Source organism: Tundrisphaera lichenicola (assembly GCF_051175385.1).
GTDB lineage: Bacteria > Planctomycetota > Planctomycetia > Isosphaerales > Isosphaeraceae > Tundrisphaera > Tundrisphaera lichenicola.
On sequence record NZ_CP195106.1, the window covers coordinates 4,293,343 to 4,313,022 of the forward strand.

12 protein-coding genes are annotated in these 19,680 nt (G+C 62.8%); 5 read left to right on the forward strand and 7 right to left on the reverse strand.

The features are described 5' to 3' along the window. Positions 1-110 precede the first annotated feature (110 nt). The 6 genes from P12x_RS17010 to P12x_RS17035 form a co-directional block, all read right to left on the reverse strand. A complete protein-coding gene (locus P12x_RS17010) occupies positions 111-1,211 on the reverse strand; it encodes a serine hydrolase domain-containing protein (protein WP_435005572.1) in 1,101 nt (366 codons plus the stop codon). Positions 1,212-1,356: 145 nt separating this feature from the next. Further along, on the reverse strand, positions 1,357-2,685 hold the full coding sequence (locus P12x_RS17015; RefSeq protein ID WP_435005574.1) for an IS701 family transposase: 1,329 nt from the start codon (positions 2,683-2,685) through the stop codon (positions 1,357-1,359). 191 nt (positions 2,686-2,876) lie between these two features. Continuing rightward, positions 2,877-4,295 carry a DUF1501 domain-containing protein gene (locus P12x_RS17020; RefSeq protein ID WP_435005576.1) on the reverse strand — a complete coding sequence of 473 codons (1,419 nt, stop codon included), beginning with the start codon at positions 4,293-4,295 and terminating at the stop codon, positions 2,877-2,879. Between the two features lie 23 nt (positions 4,296-4,318). Next, positions 4,319-5,761 carry a DUF1501 domain-containing protein gene (locus P12x_RS17025; RefSeq protein WP_435005577.1) on the reverse strand — a complete coding sequence of 481 codons (1,443 nt, stop codon included), beginning with the start codon at positions 5,759-5,761 and terminating at the stop codon, positions 4,319-4,321. Between the two features lie 4 nt (positions 5,762-5,765). After that, positions 5,766-8,225, reverse strand: coding sequence for a PSD1 and planctomycete cytochrome C domain-containing protein (locus P12x_RS17030; RefSeq protein ID WP_435005579.1), 2,460 nt, complete (start codon positions 8,223-8,225; stop codon positions 5,766-5,768). A gap of 696 nt (positions 8,226-8,921) precedes the next feature. Further along, complete coding sequence (locus tag P12x_RS17035) at positions 8,922-10,205, reverse strand: IS701 family transposase (RefSeq protein ID WP_435005580.1); 1,284 nt, start codon at positions 10,203-10,205, stop codon at positions 8,922-8,924. Between the two features lie 109 nt (positions 10,206-10,314). On the opposite strand from P12x_RS17035, the gene P12x_RS17040 reads away from it, so the two are divergent. From P12x_RS17040 to P12x_RS17055, 4 genes are all read left to right on the forward strand, one after another. Beyond that, a complete protein-coding gene (locus tag P12x_RS17040) occupies positions 10,315-10,554 on the forward strand; it encodes a transposase (RefSeq protein WP_435005582.1) in 240 nt (79 codons plus the stop codon). 108 nt (positions 10,555-10,662) lie between these two features. Continuing rightward, complete coding sequence (locus P12x_RS17045; RefSeq protein WP_435005583.1) at positions 10,663-11,028, forward strand: hypothetical protein; 366 nt, start codon at positions 10,663-10,665, stop codon at positions 11,026-11,028. A gap of 577 nt (positions 11,029-11,605) precedes the next feature. Next, complete coding sequence (locus tag P12x_RS17050; protein WP_435005585.1) at positions 11,606-13,096, forward strand: heavy metal-binding domain-containing protein; 1,491 nt, start codon at positions 11,606-11,608, stop codon at positions 13,094-13,096. Further along, on the forward strand, positions 13,093-17,019 hold the full coding sequence (locus P12x_RS17055; RefSeq protein ID WP_435005587.1) for an efflux RND transporter permease subunit: 3,927 nt from the start codon (positions 13,093-13,095) through the stop codon (positions 17,017-17,019). Before P12x_RS17050 ends, P12x_RS17055 begins: the two co-directional genes overlap by 4 nt. A 44-nt stretch (positions 17,020-17,063) precedes the next feature. On the opposite strand, the gene P12x_RS17060 is transcribed toward P12x_RS17055, so the two are convergent. Then, a complete protein-coding gene (locus tag P12x_RS17060) occupies positions 17,064-17,600 on the reverse strand; it encodes a hypothetical protein (RefSeq protein WP_435005589.1) in 537 nt (178 codons plus the stop codon). A gap of 1,022 nt (positions 17,601-18,622) precedes the next feature. Here P12x_RS17060 and P12x_RS17065 point away from each other — a divergent pair. Further along, positions 18,623-19,678: a DUF1559 domain-containing protein gene (locus P12x_RS17065; protein ID WP_435005591.1), complete on the forward strand. Its 1,056-nt coding sequence runs from the start codon at positions 18,623-18,625 to the stop codon at positions 19,676-19,678. Positions 19,679-19,680 lie beyond the last annotated feature (2 nt).

Consider the following 19,680-nt stretch of genomic DNA (forward strand, 5'->3'; position numbering starts at 1 on the left):
CCCGCGCCGGCAGTCTTTTTCGGACCGTTCAAAAGAGTCGATGCCAATCGTCCGTCATGACGGAAAGGATTTGTTGGGTGTGTCTCGAGGTGGCCGATGCGAATGAGAGTTCAGCGTCGGGCCGCCGTCGCGACTCGCCCTGCCGCGACTTCACGCGGGTGGGGCCGTACGGCGCGGGCCGGCAGCGACGTGAGCACGACGCAAATCGTGCCGCTCGCCGGGTCGGCCCAGCAGAGTGTGCCCGTCGAGCCGGTATGGCCGAAGGTTCGCCCGGAACAGCCGGGACTGCCGGACTCCTCGCCAACGCCAAATCCCAACCCTCGCGGGGTGAATCCCGCCGGGTTGTGGTTCTTGATCATCAGTCGAGCGGTCACTGGCTTGACCGCTCTGCCTCGGGGACTCATGAACTCATCCAGGAACCTGGCGAGATCCGGAGCGGAGGCATGCGTTCCTCCCCAGGGAGCGCCCAGCTTCCGCCAGTAGGGACTGTTCCAGTTCCAGTCCTCGGACTGTGGATCGCCGCTCCCCGATTCGGGCGCGGCTCCTTCCCTCTGGAGCGAGACCATCTCTTCACGCTTGAACCGCCCGAGTCCTTGAGCCGAGTGTTGCATATCGAGAGGCTGAAAGATATTCCGGTCAACCAACGTAAACATGTCCGTACCGCTCGCGAGTTCTCCGATTCGGGCGGCGAGCAAGATCCCCATGCTTGAATATTGGTATCGGGCACCGGGAGTGAAATCGAGGGACGCGTGAGTCGCCTGTTCGCAGAACTCCGCGAGTGTCGCATGTCGCTTGCGCAACTCGTTGTTGTTGATCAGTTGATCCGGCAGGCCCGAGACATGCGTCAACAGGTGGCGGATTGTGACTTCCCCGCGCCCTTCACCCTTGAACGTGGGCAAGAATTTCTGCACACGGTCGTCGAGTTTGAACATCCCCTGATCGAACAGGGTCATGAAGGCCGCGACGTTGATCGGCTTCGAGATCGAGCCGAGCAAGAACATCGCGTCGCCCGAGGCCGCCTTGCCGAAGTGGCACGTGCAGGATTCGACTCCCTGGACCACGTGCAGCACCGCCGCTTCCACTTGCTTCGCCGCCGTGGCTCGCTCGAGCACTTCGGCTGCATCATCCCAGTGCCCTTTGATCGAGGCCGCCAGCAAGGGGGAGGCGTTCGCGAGGGCCATTCCCGTCCCGAGAAACGTGCGCCGCCTCATCACCTCGACCCCCCAAGCAGAGCGCCTCAAAGAATAAACGCCGTCTGTCTATTTCTACTGTCACGGTTAACTGAATCCAGACGTTTTCCTTCGAGGTGGATAGGTCTTGGTGCGGGCGTACCAGTGGTAGATCCGAGCTTCCTCATTACGCCGCAGCACCGCGCTGATCTCCCGCGCGATCTCGGCCGATGTCGGCGGACGCCGGCGGAGCAACCGGGTGAAGATCGCTCGGACCTGACTTACCGTCACCGCCGGGGTTTTCCCCCCCGATCCGCTCTCGCTCCAGGATCAGGAACCACAACGCCAAGAGGCTCAGCGTGACATGGTGATGCCAGCCCACCCAGCTCCGGACCTCGTAATGCGCCAGGCCCACCTCCCCCTTGGCCTCCTGGAACACCCGCTCGACCCGGTGTCGCTTCGACCGCACGCCCACCACCTCGGTCAGCGGCACCTCGGGCGACGCGTTGCTCAGCGAGTAGGTCACCTCCGGCTTGGCCTCCAGGGTCCGGATCATCAGCAGACGCTCTTCCGGCCCGATCCGGCGACCCAGCCTGGCGCGGACCCGGGCCACGGCCGCCTCGACCTCCACCGGCCCTTTGCCACCCTCCCGGATCGTCAGCCGGGTCCAGCGGTCCGCCGGCAGCGTCGCGGCCCAGGTGTCGGCGCGGCGGAACGGGACCTGGCGTCTGGGGCCGCGACGGCCCTTCTTGCGGGGCGGACGCCGGCCGTCCAGGTCGCGGATGGTGGTGTTGCACGGCACATCCAGCACGTACCGCTCGCCCCGCTCCCGCAGCAGGGCGCGGAACTCCGAGGCCCGGCCGAACTCGTCGTCGCCGGTGACCCAGCCGTGCGGCACCTCGGCCCCGCTGCGGGCCAGCAGGTCCGCGGCGATCTCCCAGGTCTTCCGGTACGTCACCTCGTCGGGGACATGGCCGGCGTTGCGACGCGCCGGATCGTCGGCCCAGTCCTTGGGCAAATAGAGCCTGCGGTCCAGGGGGGCGTGCCCTCGGGACGAGACGTAGGCCAGGAAGACGCCCAGTTGGCAGTTGTCGATCTTCCCTTGCCGTCCGCACCACTGGCGGGCCACGCCGCAGCTCTCCTCGCCCTTCTTGGGGAATCCCGAAGGGTCGAGGACGATCACGCCGTCGGGTTCGCCCAACTTCTCGGCGACATGCCGCCGCATCTCGGAGGTGACCGCCTCGTCGTCCCAGGCCCCCTGGCCGACGAACATCTGGAGGTTCTTGCGCGGGATTCCGGCCTGGCGTGCGATCGGCTCGACGCTCTTTCGTTCAAGACCGCTGAGCAATCCGCGGACGAAGGCTGCGGCGTGGCCGCGTTGCTCCTCACGATAGAAGCAGGGGAGATAACGCTTGAGGAACCGAGTGAGGTGGGCCCGACAGTCGCGGACGTCCTCGGTGGAGACGGTGGCGTCGGCCAGAAGCGCGACGGCCGCGGGATCTTCCAGGATGGTCATGGCCAGGCCTCGGTACGACGATACCCCCCAGCACTCAGCATAACCTGTATCAAGGTTAACGAGTTACGGAATCCGTGACAGTAGAACTATGGATGCGAGCTTCCACGGAAATCCCATTGAGCAAAGCCTTGAGCATCCCAGGATCGATCGCTTGAGCCCGGTGAGGGGCTGATGCCCGCCGCTGACGAGGATCAGAGTAGAATTCCCTTGATGACCTCGGCCTTCTCGACGCCGGTCAGCTTGGCGTCGAGCCCCTGGAACTTGACGCTGAAGGCGTCGTGGTCGACGCCGAGTTGGTGGAGCATGGTGGCGTGGAGGTCGTGCACGGTGCAGACGTCCTGCTCCGCGGCGTAGCCCAACTCGTCCGACGCACCATACACCATTCCACCTCGCACCCCGGCGCCCGCAAGCCAAACCGACATCGCCTTGTTGTGGTGGTCACGACCGTCGCCCCCCTGGGACATCGGAGTCCGTCCAAACTCCCCGGCCCAGACGATCAGAGTGTCGTCAAGCATGCCCCGACGCTTCAGATCGGTGATCAGGGCCATGCAGGCGCGGTCGATCTCCAGGGCCTTCAGGGCGACCCCCTGCTTCACTCCTCCGTGGTGATCCCAGTCCTTGTGGTAGAGCTGGATGAACCGCACGCCTCGCTCGGCCAGCCGGCGAGCGAGCAGGCAGTTCGAGGCGAACGAGCCGTCCCCGGGCTGGCAGCCGTAGAGTTCGAACGTTTCCCGGCCCTCGCTGCTCAGGTCCATCAGCTCGGGAACGCTGGCCTGCATCTGGAATGCCATTTCGTACTGGGCGACTCGGGTAGCAACCTCGGGGTCGTGGGCCGAAGTGTCGTACTGCCGGTTGAGCGAGTTGATCGCCTCGACGTCCGTCCCCTGTTGCTCGCGCGAGACGCCTGGCGGGGTGCTCAGGTACAGGACCGGATCCCCATTGGAGCGGAGCTGCACTCCCTGATGGCGGCTCGGAAGGAACCCGCTGCTCCACTGCCGAGCGGCGATCGGTTGGTTCTGGCCCCCCTTGCCCAGCGAGGTTAGCACGACGAATCCCGGGAGGTTCTCGGCCTCGCTCCCGAGCCCGTAGGTGACCCAGGCACCCATGCTGGGTCGTCCCGCGATCTGTGACCCGGTGTTCATGAACATGTGGGCCGGGTCGTGGTTGATGGCCTCGGTGGTCATGGACCGGACCAGGCAGATCTCGTCGATCACCGAGCCGATGTGCGGGAACAGCTCACAGATCTCGATGCGTTCCTTGCCGAAAGCCTTGAAAGGGTGCTGCGGGCCGAAGCAGTTGAGCTTCTGACCCTGAAGTTGGGCGAGCATCTGTCCCTTGGTGAGGCTCTCGGGCATGGGCGTGCCATGCATCTCGGCGAGCTTCGGCTTGGGGTCGAAGGTCTCCAGGTGCGACGGACCGCCGGCCATCGTCAGCCATATCACTCGGGTGGCCTTCTGGGGCAGCGGCAGCTTGCCCAGGGTGCCTTGGGGTGCCTCGCCCCTTAGGGCCGACGGCCGGATCAACGAGGTCAACGCGACCGCGCCCAGCCCCTGTGAGCTTTTGCCGAGGAATGCACGGCGGGTGATGGGTGAGTACGGGAAGATCTTCATCGCAGGTCGGTCCTCGTGATCGATCAGACCAGGATGTCTTTGATGACCTTGGCCTTCTCGACGCCCGTCAGCTTGGCGTCGAGGCCCTGGAACTTGACGCTGAAGGCGTCGTGGTCGACGCCGAGCTGGTGGAGCATGGTGGCGTGGAGGTCGTGCACGGTACAGACGTCCTGCTCCGCGGCGTAGCCCAGCTCGTCGGTAGCCCCATGGACGAGCCCGGGCTTGATGCCCGCGCCGGCGAGCCACATCGACATCGATTTGTTGTGGTGATCGCGGCCGACAGGCCCTTTGTTCGACTGTGACATCGGCGTGCGGCCGAATTCGCCGGTCCACACGATCAACGTCTCGTCGAGCATCCCCCGACGCTTCAAATCCGTGATCAAGGCCGCAGACGCCTGGTCGACCTCGCGGGCGCGAATTGGAAGTTCCTCATGGAGCAGGCTGTGGTGGTCCCAATCCCTGTGGTAGAGCTGGATGAATCGAACCCCGCGCTCGGTCATCCTGCGGGCGAGCAGGCAGTTCGAGGCGAAGGAGCCGTCGCCCGGCTGGCACCCGTAGAGCTCAAGCGTCTCTCGGCTCTCGTCGCGGATCTCGGTCAGCTCTGGGACGCCAGCCTGCATGCGGAAGGCCATCTCGTACTGAGCAATCCGCACGGCGACCTCCGGGTCGTGCACCACGGCGTCGCGCTGGGCGTTTAGCGCGTTGATCGCATCGACGTCGGCCCCCTGTTGCTCGCGCGACACTCCTCCGGGGTTCCCGAGGTAATGCACAGCCTCCCCTTGCCCTCGTACCGGCACGCCCTGGAACCGGCCAGGCAAGAAACCGCTGCCCCACTGCCGGGCCGCGATTGGCTGGGGTGAGCGTCCCTTGCCCGTCGAGATCATGACGACGAAACCTGGGAGGTTCTCGGCCTCGCTCCCGAGCCCGTAGGTGACCCAGGCACCCATGCTGGGTCGTCCCGCGATCTGTGACCCGGTGTTCATGAACATGTGGGCCGGGTCGTGGTTGATGGCCTCGGTGGTCATGGACCGGACCAGGCAGATCTCGTCGATCACCGAGCCGATGTGCGGGAACAGCTCGCTGATTTCCGTGCCGGACTGGCCGTATTTCCGGAACGGGAACATGGGTGCGAGGCAGACGAGCTGTTGTCCCTGAAGCTGGGCGAGTTGTTGCCCCCGAGTGAACGACTCGGGCATGGGCTGGCCGTCGAGGCGGGCCAGGCCGGGCTTCGGGTCGAACGTCTCGAACTGGGACGGCCCACCCGCCATCGTCAGCCAAATGATCCGTTTGGCCTTCCGTGGCAAAGTCAGGGCGGGCGAGGTTACCTGGATCGGTTGGGGCCGGGCGCGCAGAAGTGACGGGTCCAGCAATGAGGCCAGCGCGATCGCGCCGACGCCCTGAGCCGCTCGGCCGAGGAAGGACCGGCGATGGATCGAAAGAGCCGCTGGGTCGAGTGGCGACTTCATCGGTTCACGACCTCGTGATCATTTCGTGAAGATTGAGCAGCACTCGGGCGACGTGGGTCCAGGCCGCGAGCTCGGCTTCGTCAAGCCCCTCGGGTGTCGGGGCGTCCCCGGTCGAGATCAGGGCGTGAGCGGCGGCCGGGTCGGCCCTGTAGTCTTTCAGATGCTTATCGAGCAATTTGCGGACGGTCTCGGCCTCGGAAGGTTGGGGGTCGCGTTGGAGCGCAAGTTGCCAGGCCCGATTCAGCCGATCCTCCGGCTGGCCGTGGGACTCTCGCAGTATTCGCGCGGCCAGGGCGCGGGCGGCCTCGACGTAGGTCGGATCATTTAAAAGAACTAACGCCTGTTGTGGAATGTTCGAGCGGTTTCGCTCGGCAGAGCACTCCTCGCGGCTGGGGGCATCGAAGGCCATCAAGCTCGGGTGGAGGAACGATCGCTGCCACCAGGTGTAGAGCCCCCTTCTGTGCTGGGCGTCGCCCTGGTCCGCATGGTACTGGCGCTGAGGGAAGTTCAGGTTCTCCCAGTATCCATCGGGCTGATACGGCTTCACGCTGGGCCCGCCGACCTTCGTCACGAGGAGCCCGGAGACCGCCATCGCGTTGTCTCGGACGAGTTCGGCATCGACCCTGTAGGCGGCCTGCCGGGCCAGTTCACGATTGAGCGGATCGGCGGCGAGAAGCTCGGGGGTCCCGACCGAGGTCTGCCTGTAAGTATTGCTGGTGACGATCGTCCTCACCATGTGCTTCAGGTCCCATCCGCTGTCCATGAACTCGCAAGCCAGCCAGTCGAGCAGAGCTGGGTTCGAGGGAGGATCGCCTTGCGCGCCGAGGTCGTCGAGCTGCTTGCTCAGTCCCGCCCCGAAGAACTGCTTCCAGAGCCGGTTCATGACCGTGCGTGCGGTGAGAGGGTTGTCGCGCGAGACGAGCCACCGGGCCAGGTCGAGGCGTGTCAAGTCACGCCCGGCGACTTCTAGCTGGGGCAGGTAATGTGGTAGGGCAGGTTTGACGACCTCGCCGGTCTCGTTCATCCAGTCGCCTCGCGGCAGGATGCGCACGATTCGCGGGGATTCGTCCTGGATGCTAACCAGGCACTTGGGCAGGCCATCGACGAACGCTTGCAACTCAACCTCGGCGCGGGCGACGGCGGCTCGCTCGGCCGGGAATAGAGGGGTGGCTGTCGTCCGGAAGTAGGCCTGGATTGCCTCGCGATCCTTCCTGCTACGCTCCACTGCTTTCGTCTTGAGGGCCGCCTCGGCGGTGCGCGCGGCCGACTTCTCGGACGACGTGGCCTTCGATTCGCGGGAGAGTTCGGGCAGAGTGATGTCATAGCGAGCAATGTCCGCCTCCCACTGCGCCTGGGCGACGTCGAGCTGGGGGGCCACGATCTCAAGTTGTTTCTTCGCCTCCTTGAAGGCAGATTCAAGCGTGGAGAGTTTGTTCTCCTCTTCGGCCGTGGCGACGATCATGCCGTCTTCGCGGTGCCCGATGATGGGCTCCTTGATATCGGCGAAGAACGCGCCTAGCGAGTAAAAGTCCTTCTGACTAAACGGGTCGAATTTGTGGTCGTGGCATTGTGCACAGCCGGTGGTCTGGCCCAGCCAGGCTGCCCCGACTGCGCGAACGCGATCGGTCAGCATGCGGGATTCGTAGTCCTTCGGCTGCGCACCCCCTTCCTCGGTACTGAGCAGGAGGCGGTTGAACGCCGAACCGACGCGAGTCTCGGTATTCGCATCGGGCAAAAGGTCGCCGGCGATCTGCTCGATGGTGAAGCGATCGAATCGTTTATTGTCGTTAAAACTCTTGATCACCCAGTCGCGGTAGGGCCAGACGTTGCGGGGGTTGTCGCTGTGGTAGCCGATCGTGTCGGCGAACCGGACCACGTCGAGCCAACCGATCGCCATCCGCTCGCCATAGTGTGGGCTGGCCAAGAGGAAGTCGACGAGTCGTTCGTAGGCGCCGGGTGAGGTGTCCTCGACGAAAGTCTTGACGTCCTCGGGCGTCGGTGGGAGGCCGGTCAGGTCGGAATACAAACGTCGGATCAAGGTGCGTCGGTCGGCCTCGGGCGAGGGCGTCAGTCCGACCTCCGCGAGCCGGCGCCCGACCAGCACGTCGACGGGGTTCTTCTCAGCGGGCGTCTGCGCCTTGTCCGGCTTTTCGTAAGCCCAGTGTTGTTGATATTCGGCCCCTTGCTCGACCCATCTTCTGAGGATCTCTTTCTGCCTGTCGTCCAGCTTCTTGTTGGACTTCGGAGGGGGCATCAGTTCTTCGGGATCATCGCTGAGGATGCGGGCGATCAGTTCACTCTCGTCGGGTTTGCCCGGATTGAAGGCTTCGGCCTCGAGCGCCTCGTCGCGGAGGTCCAGCCGCAGTTTGGCTTCGCGGTGGTTTTTGTCAGGCCCGTGGCAGAAGAAACAACTGTCGGAGAGGATCGGTCGGACGTCGCGATTGAACTCGATCCGAGCGGGCACGGTCTCTCTGGTGTCCGCTCCGGAGGCTGCCGATGCCGTAATCGAACCGCAGAACCCGAGGGCGAGTGACGCCAAAAGCCGGGTTGTCCACCTGGTTCGGAGTATGTCTCGATACGTCATGGCGGGTCCTGCATCGTCGGGCCGGGTGGTTCGTACCGGGACGGATAGGGTAGGGCTAGGCCGGGGTTTGGTCGGATCAGGAAACGAACGGTCGTGCCGGGGCTGTTTAGATATGGTAAACCATCGAGGTCCGGGCGGGAAGCGCCGGCATTCGGTCACACCGGCCTTGGTGTAACAAAATCGTTCGGGGCTCTTCAATCGTTGGTCTCGAAAGGGATTGATTTTCGAGTTAAGCGGTTGGAGTCAATCCGTATAGAGGGAGGGGGGGCGATAGGCGTGGATCGCTTTCCGCTCGATGCACGCTTTCGCCTCGTAATGGATGACCCCCTTGGTGAAGAAATGCCATGATAGCCTCGCAAATGCCCGGATCAGCATTCCAATGCGATCGGGGTCTGTGGACGATCTTGGGTTTGTTTTGGTAAGGATTTAAGTCGGATAGGTCACGGCAGAGGGACTAGTACTACTCCGTTAATATCAACGGCAATTGCAATGAGCGATCCTTGCAATAGGGGCAATTGTGCCGACAGATCGGGGCCAGCAGCCTCTGCAAGGCACGGCGGATCGCCGGCACCGTGATCACCGGGCGGGTCCCCCCCTTTTTCCCGGCCGGGCCGGGTCTCGTTCCTCGCGTTCTCGCTCCAACGCCAGGAACCCGAAGGCCAGCATCACCAGGCAGGCGTGATGATGAAAGCCACGCCAGGAACGCCCCTCGTGATGGTCCAATCCGAGTTCTTCCTTCATCTGCTGATAACCTTGCTCCACCGGCCAGCGGCTCTTCCAGAGCCGGACCGCCTTGATCCGGCTGGTTCGGCCCGGCAGGTTCGAGAGGGCGTACTTGATCTTGCCGTCGGCCTGCTCCTCGATCAGCAGCCAGACCGGCTCGGCCCCGGCGCACTCGCCGGTGGCCCAGCCCCCGCCGGGCCAGACCCGAAGCCAGGCGAAGCGGCCCGACAGCTTCCCCTTGGTCCCCTCGCGCCAGGTCACCTTCCGCAGCGGTGTCGAGGCGGCCAACTCTCGCAGGCTCACCGGCTTCGGGGTGCCGGCCTTCAGTCGTGATCGCCGTCGCGGCCGCCCGCCGGACCCCGGCGGTCGGATCGCCGGCCCGGGGACCTCCCACGACGGCTCCTCGGTGAAGACCACCATCTCGTCGGTCACGCCCACGCTGTAGGACAGGCCGCGCTCGGCCAACCCCTCTCGGAAGAGCCCGGAGACGCCGTAGCCGGCATCGGCCACCACGAGCCGGCCGGGCAACCCCTCGGCCCGAACCAGATCGAGAAGCTCCAGGGCGATCTGGCCCTTCGTCAGTGCTCGTCGTTGCTCCCGGGGCACGCCCGCCTTGTCGAGCCGCTTGGAGTCATCGAGCCAGGCCTCGGGCAGGTAGAGCCGCATCGCCAGCGGGTAATGGCCCTTCGGGGCGACGTAATGAACCGAGGGTGCGACCTGGCAGTTAGCCTTCTTGCCTTGAGCCCCGCAGTACTGACGCTGCACACCGACGGAGAGCTTGCCCTGCTTGGGGAAGCTCGTATCGTCAATGACGAAGATGCCGGCCGGAGAAGCGAAAGACTCGGCCATGACGGAGCGATGACGCTTCCAGACGGCCATCTCGTCCCAGGTGCTCTGGCCGATGAACTGCTGGAGGGCCTGGTCGAGGTCGGCGACGACCAGGCCGGTCGGGAGGGTGACCTTGCGCGAGAGCGGCTCGATGCTCTTGCGGTCGCCGTCGAGGATCAGTCCCTGGAGGTAGACGCCGGAGTATTGGGCCTGTCGGGGCCGGTTGAAGTCGTCGCGGAAACGGGCGGCGTAGGCGTCGAGCCGTTCGAGGACTTCGGGTGCGAGTTCGGGGGTATAGGTGCGATTCATACCCTGCATACGAACCGGCCAGGCGTTCCGTTCGTATCAGATAACGGAGTAGTACTAGTCTACCCTGCTCTATCTCATCACCGACGAAATTTAGAATGTATTCGGCCCGATGGTCGAGCAATGGGTCTCGCCGCTGGGGCCGGAGACCGACCTGACCGACCGGATATTCTTCGAGGCCGTCCTCTACCGGGCCCGCACCGGCATCCCGTGGCGGGACTTGCCCGGCGACGTCGGGGCGTGGGTCGCGGTCTACAGCCGATTCCGTCGGTGGATCCACTCAGGCCTGCTCAGGACGATCTTCGAGCTGATGGCCGAATGGCCCGAGTGCGAGGGCCGCGACGGTCGATGATCGATTCCACCGTCTACCGGGCAGAACAACACGCAGCCGACACCCGGCGGAAAGAGGGCGAAGGCGATCGGCCGCTTTCGCGGCGGTCTGACGACCAAGGTCATCGCCGTGGCGTGCGACGAGTACGAGGTCGTGACGTTCGACTCGGCCGAGGGGCATCGGCACGACGCCAAAATATCAAAGCCGGTGCTGGCCGAGGCGAAGGCTTCGGTCGGGCAGGTCGTCGAAGTGCTCGGCGACAAGGGGTTCGTCACCGTCGCGATCTGCGGCGTGATCTTGGTGGATCTGGACGCCCTGCCGGTGATCCCGAACAAGGTCAACCGCAAGGCGCACTTGATGTGGGACGAGCAGATGCATGAGGACTACGAGGGGCGAACCGGATCGAGCGCCGCTTCGGTAAGGCCAAGCAGTTCCGGGGCTTCGCCACGAGGTCTGAAATGCTCAAGGATGTCTACCCCGGTTTGGTATGGCTGAACTTCGAGTTCATCCACGTTAGGCGGCTAGCGAATACCGTCAACAGGCGTTTGACGATGATCGATCGAGGTGGAGATGGGAACCCGGTTGGCGAGAAGTTGTTCACGTTGTCCCATTTGCTATCGTGCAATTGTAACCGGGTGCGAGACGGGACACTGGACCGGGATACGTTCGGTCAACGGATGGCACGTCTGCGGCGAGTGGTCCGCAAGGCCCTCCAGGAAGGATCGAAGTGCGCAAGCGCGAAGCGGTGCCCCACCGGCAGCAAGGCCGCGACGTGCTGGAGTACCTGACGCCGTGCTTCGAGGCCTATCATCAAGGTCAACCGATCCCCTCTCCTGGCGGTCTGCCAGTCGACTACGAGAGCCACTTGATATCACCTATTCCCCCCTGTGAATGGTTTCATTACCGAAGCGAGGTAATGCTACCAATTTTCGCGTGGGATCGAGCGGATTTGCGATGCCTTGCAACCCGGCCAGGTGCGAGGTAATCTCTCGAATGGGAGCGATTTTCGGTCGGACTGAGGGATGTGTAGGTCGTCCTGGAACGGCTGTGGGAGACCTTTGCCGAATAAACAATGACAGAGCCCGAAAACAACTTCGCGCGAACGAACGAAAATGCCAATTCGGTCTGGTCGCATCGATGGGGTGCAATCGGCCTGGTTATTCGCGCCTTGCAGGTACGGCTTCGCTTCGTCATCGTACTGGGGATAGCGTGTATTCTCGTCGGAAACTGGGACTTGGTCCGGAACCAGGTTGAGCGCTTACTCCGCCTCGTAAGAGGTTCGGCCGTGACGTCTTCGAGCGTCTCAAGCGACACCGAATACTTCTGCCCGATGGATCCGGGGGTTCTCTCCAACTGGCCGGGAAAATGCGGGATCTGTAACATGGGACTCGTCCGGCGCAAGCGTGGCGAGGCCGTGCCGCTTCCATCAGGGGTCGTGGCTCGGATGCAGATCTCTCCTTACCGGGTTCAACTCGCCGGACTTCAGACATCCCCGATCGTATATCGTCCGTTGACACTCAAGACGGTGCTGATTGGGGTCATGGCCGGACCCCGATCGATCGTCGCACAGGCATCGTCCCGAGATCTGGCCTGGCTATACATCGGCCAGGACGCTGAGTTGAGTTGTGACTCGATGCCGGGACAGACATTCGGTTCCAAGGTGAAGGCGATTCATTCTCATGAGGTGACCCTGGTTTGCGACGATCTGGCGGATCACTTTCGGGACGGGATCGGGATCACGGCCACTCTCCGCCGACCGGTCGCCGAAATGGAACCGTTTCGTACTCAGCCTTCCGGCACTCCTCTGATGCGAAAAGGGGCACCCAGAACTACCTTTCTCTGCCCGACGCACGCGAATGTGCTTGCCCTGGCGAATGGCAAATGCCCGGTCGACGGCAAGGAGACCCTCCAACCGGAACCCCTCCTCCCCAATCAGCAAGTCACCTGGTGGTGCCCGATGCATCCGAATGTCAGGGCTGATCACTCGGGAGAGGTCTGTGAAGAATGCGGAGGGATGAAACTCGTCCCCAGGGTCCTCTCGTATCGGCCCACCGGTCAAGTCCTGGCGGTCCCCGAGTCGGCCGTGGTCGACACGGGAGAGCACACCGTGGTCTATGCCGAGACGATGTCCGGCATGTTCGACGGTGTCGAGATCCGCATCGGCCCGCGATGCGGTGATCTGTTTCCCGTGATCAGCGGCCTGGAGGCAGGCATGCGGGTGGCCACCGCCGGGACATTCCTGATCGATGCCGAGACTCGACTCAATCCGTCGCTGGCTTCCGCTTATTTCGGAGCGGGACGGAAGTCGGATTCTAGTGCCGAGCCGACCCAGAATCAGACGACCACCACGTTACCGACCGAGCCAGGAGCCCTCGCGGAAGCTCAGAAGATTTGCCCTGTCACTGGAAAACCGCTTGGCTCGATGGGAACTCCGGTGAAAGTGCTCGTCGAAGGCCGAGTCGTGCTGGTGTGCTGCGAGGGATGCGAGGGGCCGCTCCTGAAGTCTCCGGCGAAGTACCTCGGCCGGCTCGATGCGGGACCGCCCCCGGCACCCCAGCGATGATCGCGCGTCTAATCGCCTTCTCGATCAACCACCGTGTGGCGGTGATCATCTCGGGCATTCTGCTGGCTATCTGGGGAGCGATCGCGGCTTACCACACACCGGTGGATGCGATTCCCGACCTCTCCGAGAATCAGGTGATCGTCTTCACCGAGTGGATTGGCCATAGCCCCCGAGAGATCGAGGATCAGGTCTCGTTCCCGCTCTCCTCGGAATTACAGGGCATCCGTGGTGTACGAGTAGTCCGATCGTCGAGTGACTTCAACTTCTCCATGATCCACGTGATTTTCGACGACTCGATCGACTTCGCGACCGCGAGGAAACGGGTAATCGAGCGCCTTCCACGGGCTCGTGAGTTCCTCCCCGAAGGTGTCTCGCCGCTCCCCCCTCCGGACTCGGCCGCGACGGGTCAGATTTACTGGTACAGCGTCGAAGGGGGCGGCCTCGATCTGGGCGCGCTCCGCTCCATCCAGGACGGCTTCGTCCGCCCGCAGTTGTCGAGCGTCCCCGGCGTTGCGGAAGTGGCGAGCGTAGGCGGCTATCCCGTCGAATTTCAAGTCAATGTCGACCCGAACCGGCTCCAATCCCATCGCGTCACACTCGCGAGCGTCGCCGAAGCTGTGGCCCGGTCCAACGGCAGTCTCGGCGGCCCTCTGATTCAGAAGGCGAATGCCGAGTACATCGTTCGAAGCGTCGGCAGACTCGGAGCCGATCCGAAGTCGATTGTGGATTCTTTCACGCCTGATCAAGCCTTGCGGGATCTCGAAAATGCCGTGCTCGCGGTCCACGGCCCTAGGGTGATCCGCATCGCCGACGTGGCGAAGGTCGCCATCGGCCCCGGGCCGAGACGCGGTGTCCTCGAAAAGGACGGCAACGAGGTGTCCGGAGGCGTGGTCTTGATGGCGTATGGAGAGAATCCTCTCGAGGTGACCCGGCGCATCAAGCAGAAGATTCGCGACATCAAGCCAGGTCTGCCGGAAGGAGTGCGGATCATTCCCTTCTACGATCGAACGCCGTTGATCCGGGGTGCGTTGCGCACGGTGGTGGGAACGATCATCGAGGCCGTGATCACATCGACAGTCTGCGTGCTGCTGATCCTCCTACACGCACGGGCCTCGTTCGTGATCGCCTTGACTGTCCCCCTTGCAGCCCTGGCGTCGTTCGCCATGATGGGAGTACTCAGGTCACTGGGGATCATCGACGTCCAGACGAACGTGATGTCGCTGGCTGGGATCGCGATCTCGGTCGGGGTCCTGGTCGATTCCTCGATCGTGATGGTCGAGAACGCGATTCACGCTCTCCGCGATCACTTCGGCGACGAGCCCGCGAAAGGCGACATCCGAGCGATCGTATTGCCCGCTTGCCAGACGGTCGGTCGGCCGATCTTCTTCTCGGTACTGATCATGCTTATTTCGTTCCTGCCGGTCTTCGCGCTGGGAGGGATGGAAGGGAAGATGTTTCGACCGCTTGCATTCACGAAGTCTTTAGCCTTGATGGCCGTCATGATACTGTCGGTCACGCTCGTCCCCGCCCTCTGCACGGTCTTACTGAAAGGCCGGATCCGGGGCGAGCGCGAGAGCTGGCTCGTGAGGAGCGTTATCGACGTCTATCGGCCCGTGCTGGCCTCCCTCCTCGATCGCCCAGCCCCACTGGTCTGGGTCCTGGGAGTGACGTTCGTCGTGGGCTTCGCCCCTCTGGGAAGCGAGACGTTGTTTCGGTGCACGCTACTGATCGCCCTCATCGCGATCGGCTGGAGCGCCAGGTCGATCGCAGGCCGGGCCTTTGGCCTGACCAGCCTCACGATAATCGCCCTGGTCGCCGACTTCACGATGCCCCCTCTGGGACGCGAATTCATCACGCCCTTGGATGAAGGCATGATCATGGACATGCCAATTACGGTCCCCCGGGCCTCGGTCACCGAATCGGCCGACGACCTGAAGGCTCGCGACATGGTGCTCTGCCATTTCCCGGAGGTCGAGATGGTCGTCGGCAAGGCCGGGCGGGCCGAGTCGCCTTCCGACCCCGCCCCGATGGACATGATCGAGTCGATGGTAAGTTTCCGATCCAGGGAGTACTGGCCCAGACGGAAGATGGCTAGGTCCGATGCCGAACTTCAGGTGCGTGCCGTGTTCGATGCGCTGGAGGATCGCCGATGGATCGTCCCCCCACCCTCCTCGGCCGATCTTGAGGTCACGCTTGCCGCGACCGTCGATGCGGTGATGCCTCCTCTTGACGTCTTGATCCGCGAGTATGCCTATCAGCGCAACAAGGAACTCGAGCGAGACTTTGACGCGCCGACGACGGACCCAGAGGACCCGGATTTTTCGCGCCAGCAATCCTTATGGTACAAACATATAAACGATCTTAACGAGGAACTGGTACCCCGCGCGGCGGAGACGCTCACCAGGCTGGCCCTCGAAGAGTTGTTATCTCGTTGCGAGCCCTCCGACCCGAACCTGGCCGCGCTCGTCTCGGAAATTCGAGGACTCCGCATGCAATCGCCGAGCCTGGTTCATGGAACCGGCAGCCATCACCATCACGGCGCAGCCGTCCCGGAAATCTCCGCAGATCCGGCGCCCGAACTGGAAGCCTTGCAGTCCGAGCTTTCCGATGCGTTCGCCTCTCGACTATCACTCTGGCGGAAGGACCGTGATGAACTTGTCGGCTTCGGGGCCGATCTCGATCAGGCCGTGCAGATGCCCGGCTGGACGAATGTCTGGACGACGCCGATCCAGAACCGCGTGGATATGCTGGCCACCGGAGTGAATACCGATATCGGTGTCCGCGTGCTCGGGCCCAGACTTGATGAGGTCGTCGCCGTTTCGGGAGCCGTTGCGGCCGTCCTCAAGAAGTTGCCGAACGCCGTCGATGTCGTCGCGGACCCGGTTCGTGGGAAAGGATACATCAATGTTCGACCCGACCGATTCCGCGCCGAACGAGAGGGCGTCACGATCGGTGCAATCAACGACGCGGTGGAGGGGGCTATTGGTGGGTTAATTGCGTCGACCATTCACCAGGGGCGAGAGCGCCGCCCCGTCCGCGTCCGCTATGGTCGCGACTGGCGGGGGGATGAGGAAGCCATCAGAGCCGTGCTCGTCCCGTCGCTCCGCAATGGCCCCGACGGCAAGCCAAGGCTGGTCCGTCTCGCCGATGTGGCCGACGTGAGCGCGAGCGAAGGCCCGGCGACGATCAAGGGTGAGAATAGCCTGCTCCGAAACTATGTCCGGCTAAACGTCCGAGGAATGTCTTCGAGCACCTTCGTGGAATCGGCCCGTCCGATCGTCGCCAGGGAAGTCAAACTTCCCGAAGGGGTCGTCCTGGAATGGGCGGGACAGTTCGAGCACGAACGTCGGGCTAGGAATACGCTCCTCGTGATCGTGCCACTGGTTGTCCTCCTGATCTTCGCCATCCTCTACTGGACCTATCACGACCTGGCCGATTCTCTGTTGATGTTGCTCGCGGTCCCCGGGGCGGTCGCCGGGGGCATCTTCTTCCAGTGGCTCCTGGGGTTCAAGTTCTCGGTGACGGTCTGGGTGGGGTACATCGCGTGCTTCGGAATGGCGACCTCGACTGGCATTATTATGCTGGTCTACCTAAGGGAGGCCCTCTCGCAGGCAGGGGGGCTCGAAGGGATGAGCGAGAGTCGCTTGCGACACGCCGTGCTGGAAGGGGCCGTGCATCGATTGCGGCCGAAGCTCTTGACCGAGGGGACGGTACTACTAGGCCTGGCACCGATGCTCTGGGCGAGCGGGATCGGTTCGGAGGTCATCCGTCCGATGGTCGCTCCTGTTCTGGGGGGAGTGTTAATCGCCGATGAAGTGATCGACCTCTTGCTTCCCGTCCTCTTCTATCAAGTTCGTCTGCGTCGATTGCGCGGGATTCGCCCGTCATTATCGAGCGATCGGGCCGGAACCATGCCCGGCTGAGCCGGGTCCGCGCGTGAGGGGCCAATGGCCGAATCCCGACGCCGTCAGGGGGACTTTGCCGCCTCGGATGGCCCGGGCGGCGACGAAGGTTGGCGAGCGAGGGGCCGGGAACTCGCTCCGACTTCGGCACCCGGAGGGGTGGACATCATCGACATGTCCATGTGCATGATCATATCGAAATCCTCGGCGCGATAAACCCAGATCGGGCCGTTCCCGAAGATCAGATAGGAGACGACTATCGTCTCGTCGGGTTCTTTGAGGAAGAGCTTGACTTGGAACCGGCGGTATCCTTTGTAGCCGGGAGATTCGCCAAGGATCACGAACTTGCGTAGCTGCTGACCCGCCGGCTGCCGTTGCTCCACGAACATGATCGGCCGGATCGTGGTCGTCGTCCGCTCGATGTCGGGGGAGGCCTCCCAGGCCTGCAAGGCTCGTTCGATCGCCTGGCGGGCAGCCTTCGCGTCGGGCAAGTCGCTGCCTGTGACCGGACCCGAAGGCACGTCGCATGACGAGGCGAGGACGACCGCGAGGGCACTCAACAAATAGCCGATGATTCGGGAGGCTAGATTTCCCGGGTTCAAGATTGGCGACCTTCTCGATGAGACGACCCACGCGGTTCAACACTAATTTCCTAATTTCGATCTCCGAATATACCACTTGCGAATCGCCCTGAACCAGGTTAGAGTTTATGTTAGTTAAAATCTATTCTCGTCGAAGAATTCCATTGCATATCTCGGCGACTGCTCGGAACCGATCCCGATGACATCGCATGGACGATGGAACCGCATTCGCTCCCAACTCCTAGCAACACTGTTGCTGGCCGTCGGTTTTTTTGCGCCATCGACCTCGATTGCGAACTGTGCTCATCCCGTGACGTCGAACCGGGGTTCTTCAAAGATCGATACGATCGCCCTGATTCGCCCGGATTCCATCCTGGAATCATCCGAAGCGTTGCGATCGAATTCTCCGCCGACAGGGCGACCCAAGTCCCCCTGCTTTGGGCTCCTTTGCTCGCAAAACTCGACCCCGATACCATTGTCGGCCCCAACGGTCATGTATCGAATCGACACGTGGGCGTGTGTCGAATCTTGCGTCTTCGCGATGCCCACTCCTTCCTCTCGACCATTCTCCGAGGACGACCCTTCTCCCCGCTCCGATCGAGCCGAACCGCTCGCTCGTCCACCCAGGTGATCCCGGACGGTCGGGGGGGCGGTGACTCCTCGTGAACCCACCACCAGACCCTGGATTGCATCGAACCTGGATGTTCCGCGGGCGAGAATTGTGGCCGGGGCAGCATGTGCCAGCCCAACATGGTCGAGCGTGGCTGGAGTTTAAGCTCCGGCCCACCCAACGATCGTGTCATGCAAGCGCGGAACAATTTGCTCCACACTCGCTGACGTGGAAACGTGGATATTCGAGTGGTCTCGCGCGACGGCCACCCCGATTCGCCTCGACATTGCGGCGACCGGTCCGATCATCCACGAGTGGTATCTCGGAGAGGATTCCCCGATCCTCAAGGTTGGGCCCGACGGCTCACCAATGACGATTTTTATTTTACATATTTAATTTAATTGAATTATTGATTTGACGGGAAGGCCGATCGATGCGAACTCGAAGAATTGGCTTCACGCTGATCGAATTGCTAGTGGTCATCGCGATCATCGCCGTTCTGATCGCGCTGCTACTCCCCGCCGTGCAATCGGCCCGCGAGGCGGCCCGGCGCTCCCAGTGCGTCAACAATCTCAAGCAAATCGGGATCGCCTGTCATAACTACCTCTCCACATTCCATTCCCTGCCGTTCGGCAAGGGGCCGAGCTATGACAAGCTAGTCCCCGGGACTCCCTTCTATGCACGCTGGTCCTCGCACAGTCAACTCCTGCTTTACATCGAGCAAGGGGCGCTCTTTAACGGCATCAACTTCAACCTGGCACCGGAGACGCCCGGCATGGCGGGAGACGTTCCGTTCATGCCGCCGTATCAGAACACCAACCGGGAAAACGCGACGGTCTCTCGGACGCAGGTGGCCGCTTTCCTCTGCCCCTCGGACGCGAACGCTCCCCTCGCCGGTTGGCCCGGAGTGAACAGCTACCTTGGAAACATGCAAACATGGGCGTGCGACCTTGGCGATAGCAATCCCTCCGTGGTCGCTCCCGCCGAGGCCCCCCACGGCATCTTCTATTACTTGAGTTCGGTCGGTTTGGCGAGCATCACCGATGGGACCAGCAACACCGCGTTCTTCAGCGAGAAGATCCGGGGGAATGGCCAACGCGACTCCGACGGCCGTTCCGACTCACTGATCACGGCCTCTCCCACGTCGCTCGACGCCACCTATCAGACATGCACATCCACAAACCCACTGACCGCGACTCGTCTGACCCATGCGCAAGGGGCAAGTTGGGTGATGGGCGAAATGTGCTGCACCCAGTACAACCACGTCTCTACGCCGAACAAGGCGACCTGCGCCGGATTGGGCTTCGCGAACAACAGCATGGCGAACATGCCGATGCAGGTCCCTCCTTCGAGCCAGCACCCCGGCGGCGTCAACACCCTCTTCGGCGACGGTAGCGTCAAGTTCATCAAGAATAGTGTTTCGCTCCCGGTTTATCGCGCCTTGGGCACGCGAAACGGCGGCGAAGTCATTTCCGCTGACTCATATTAATT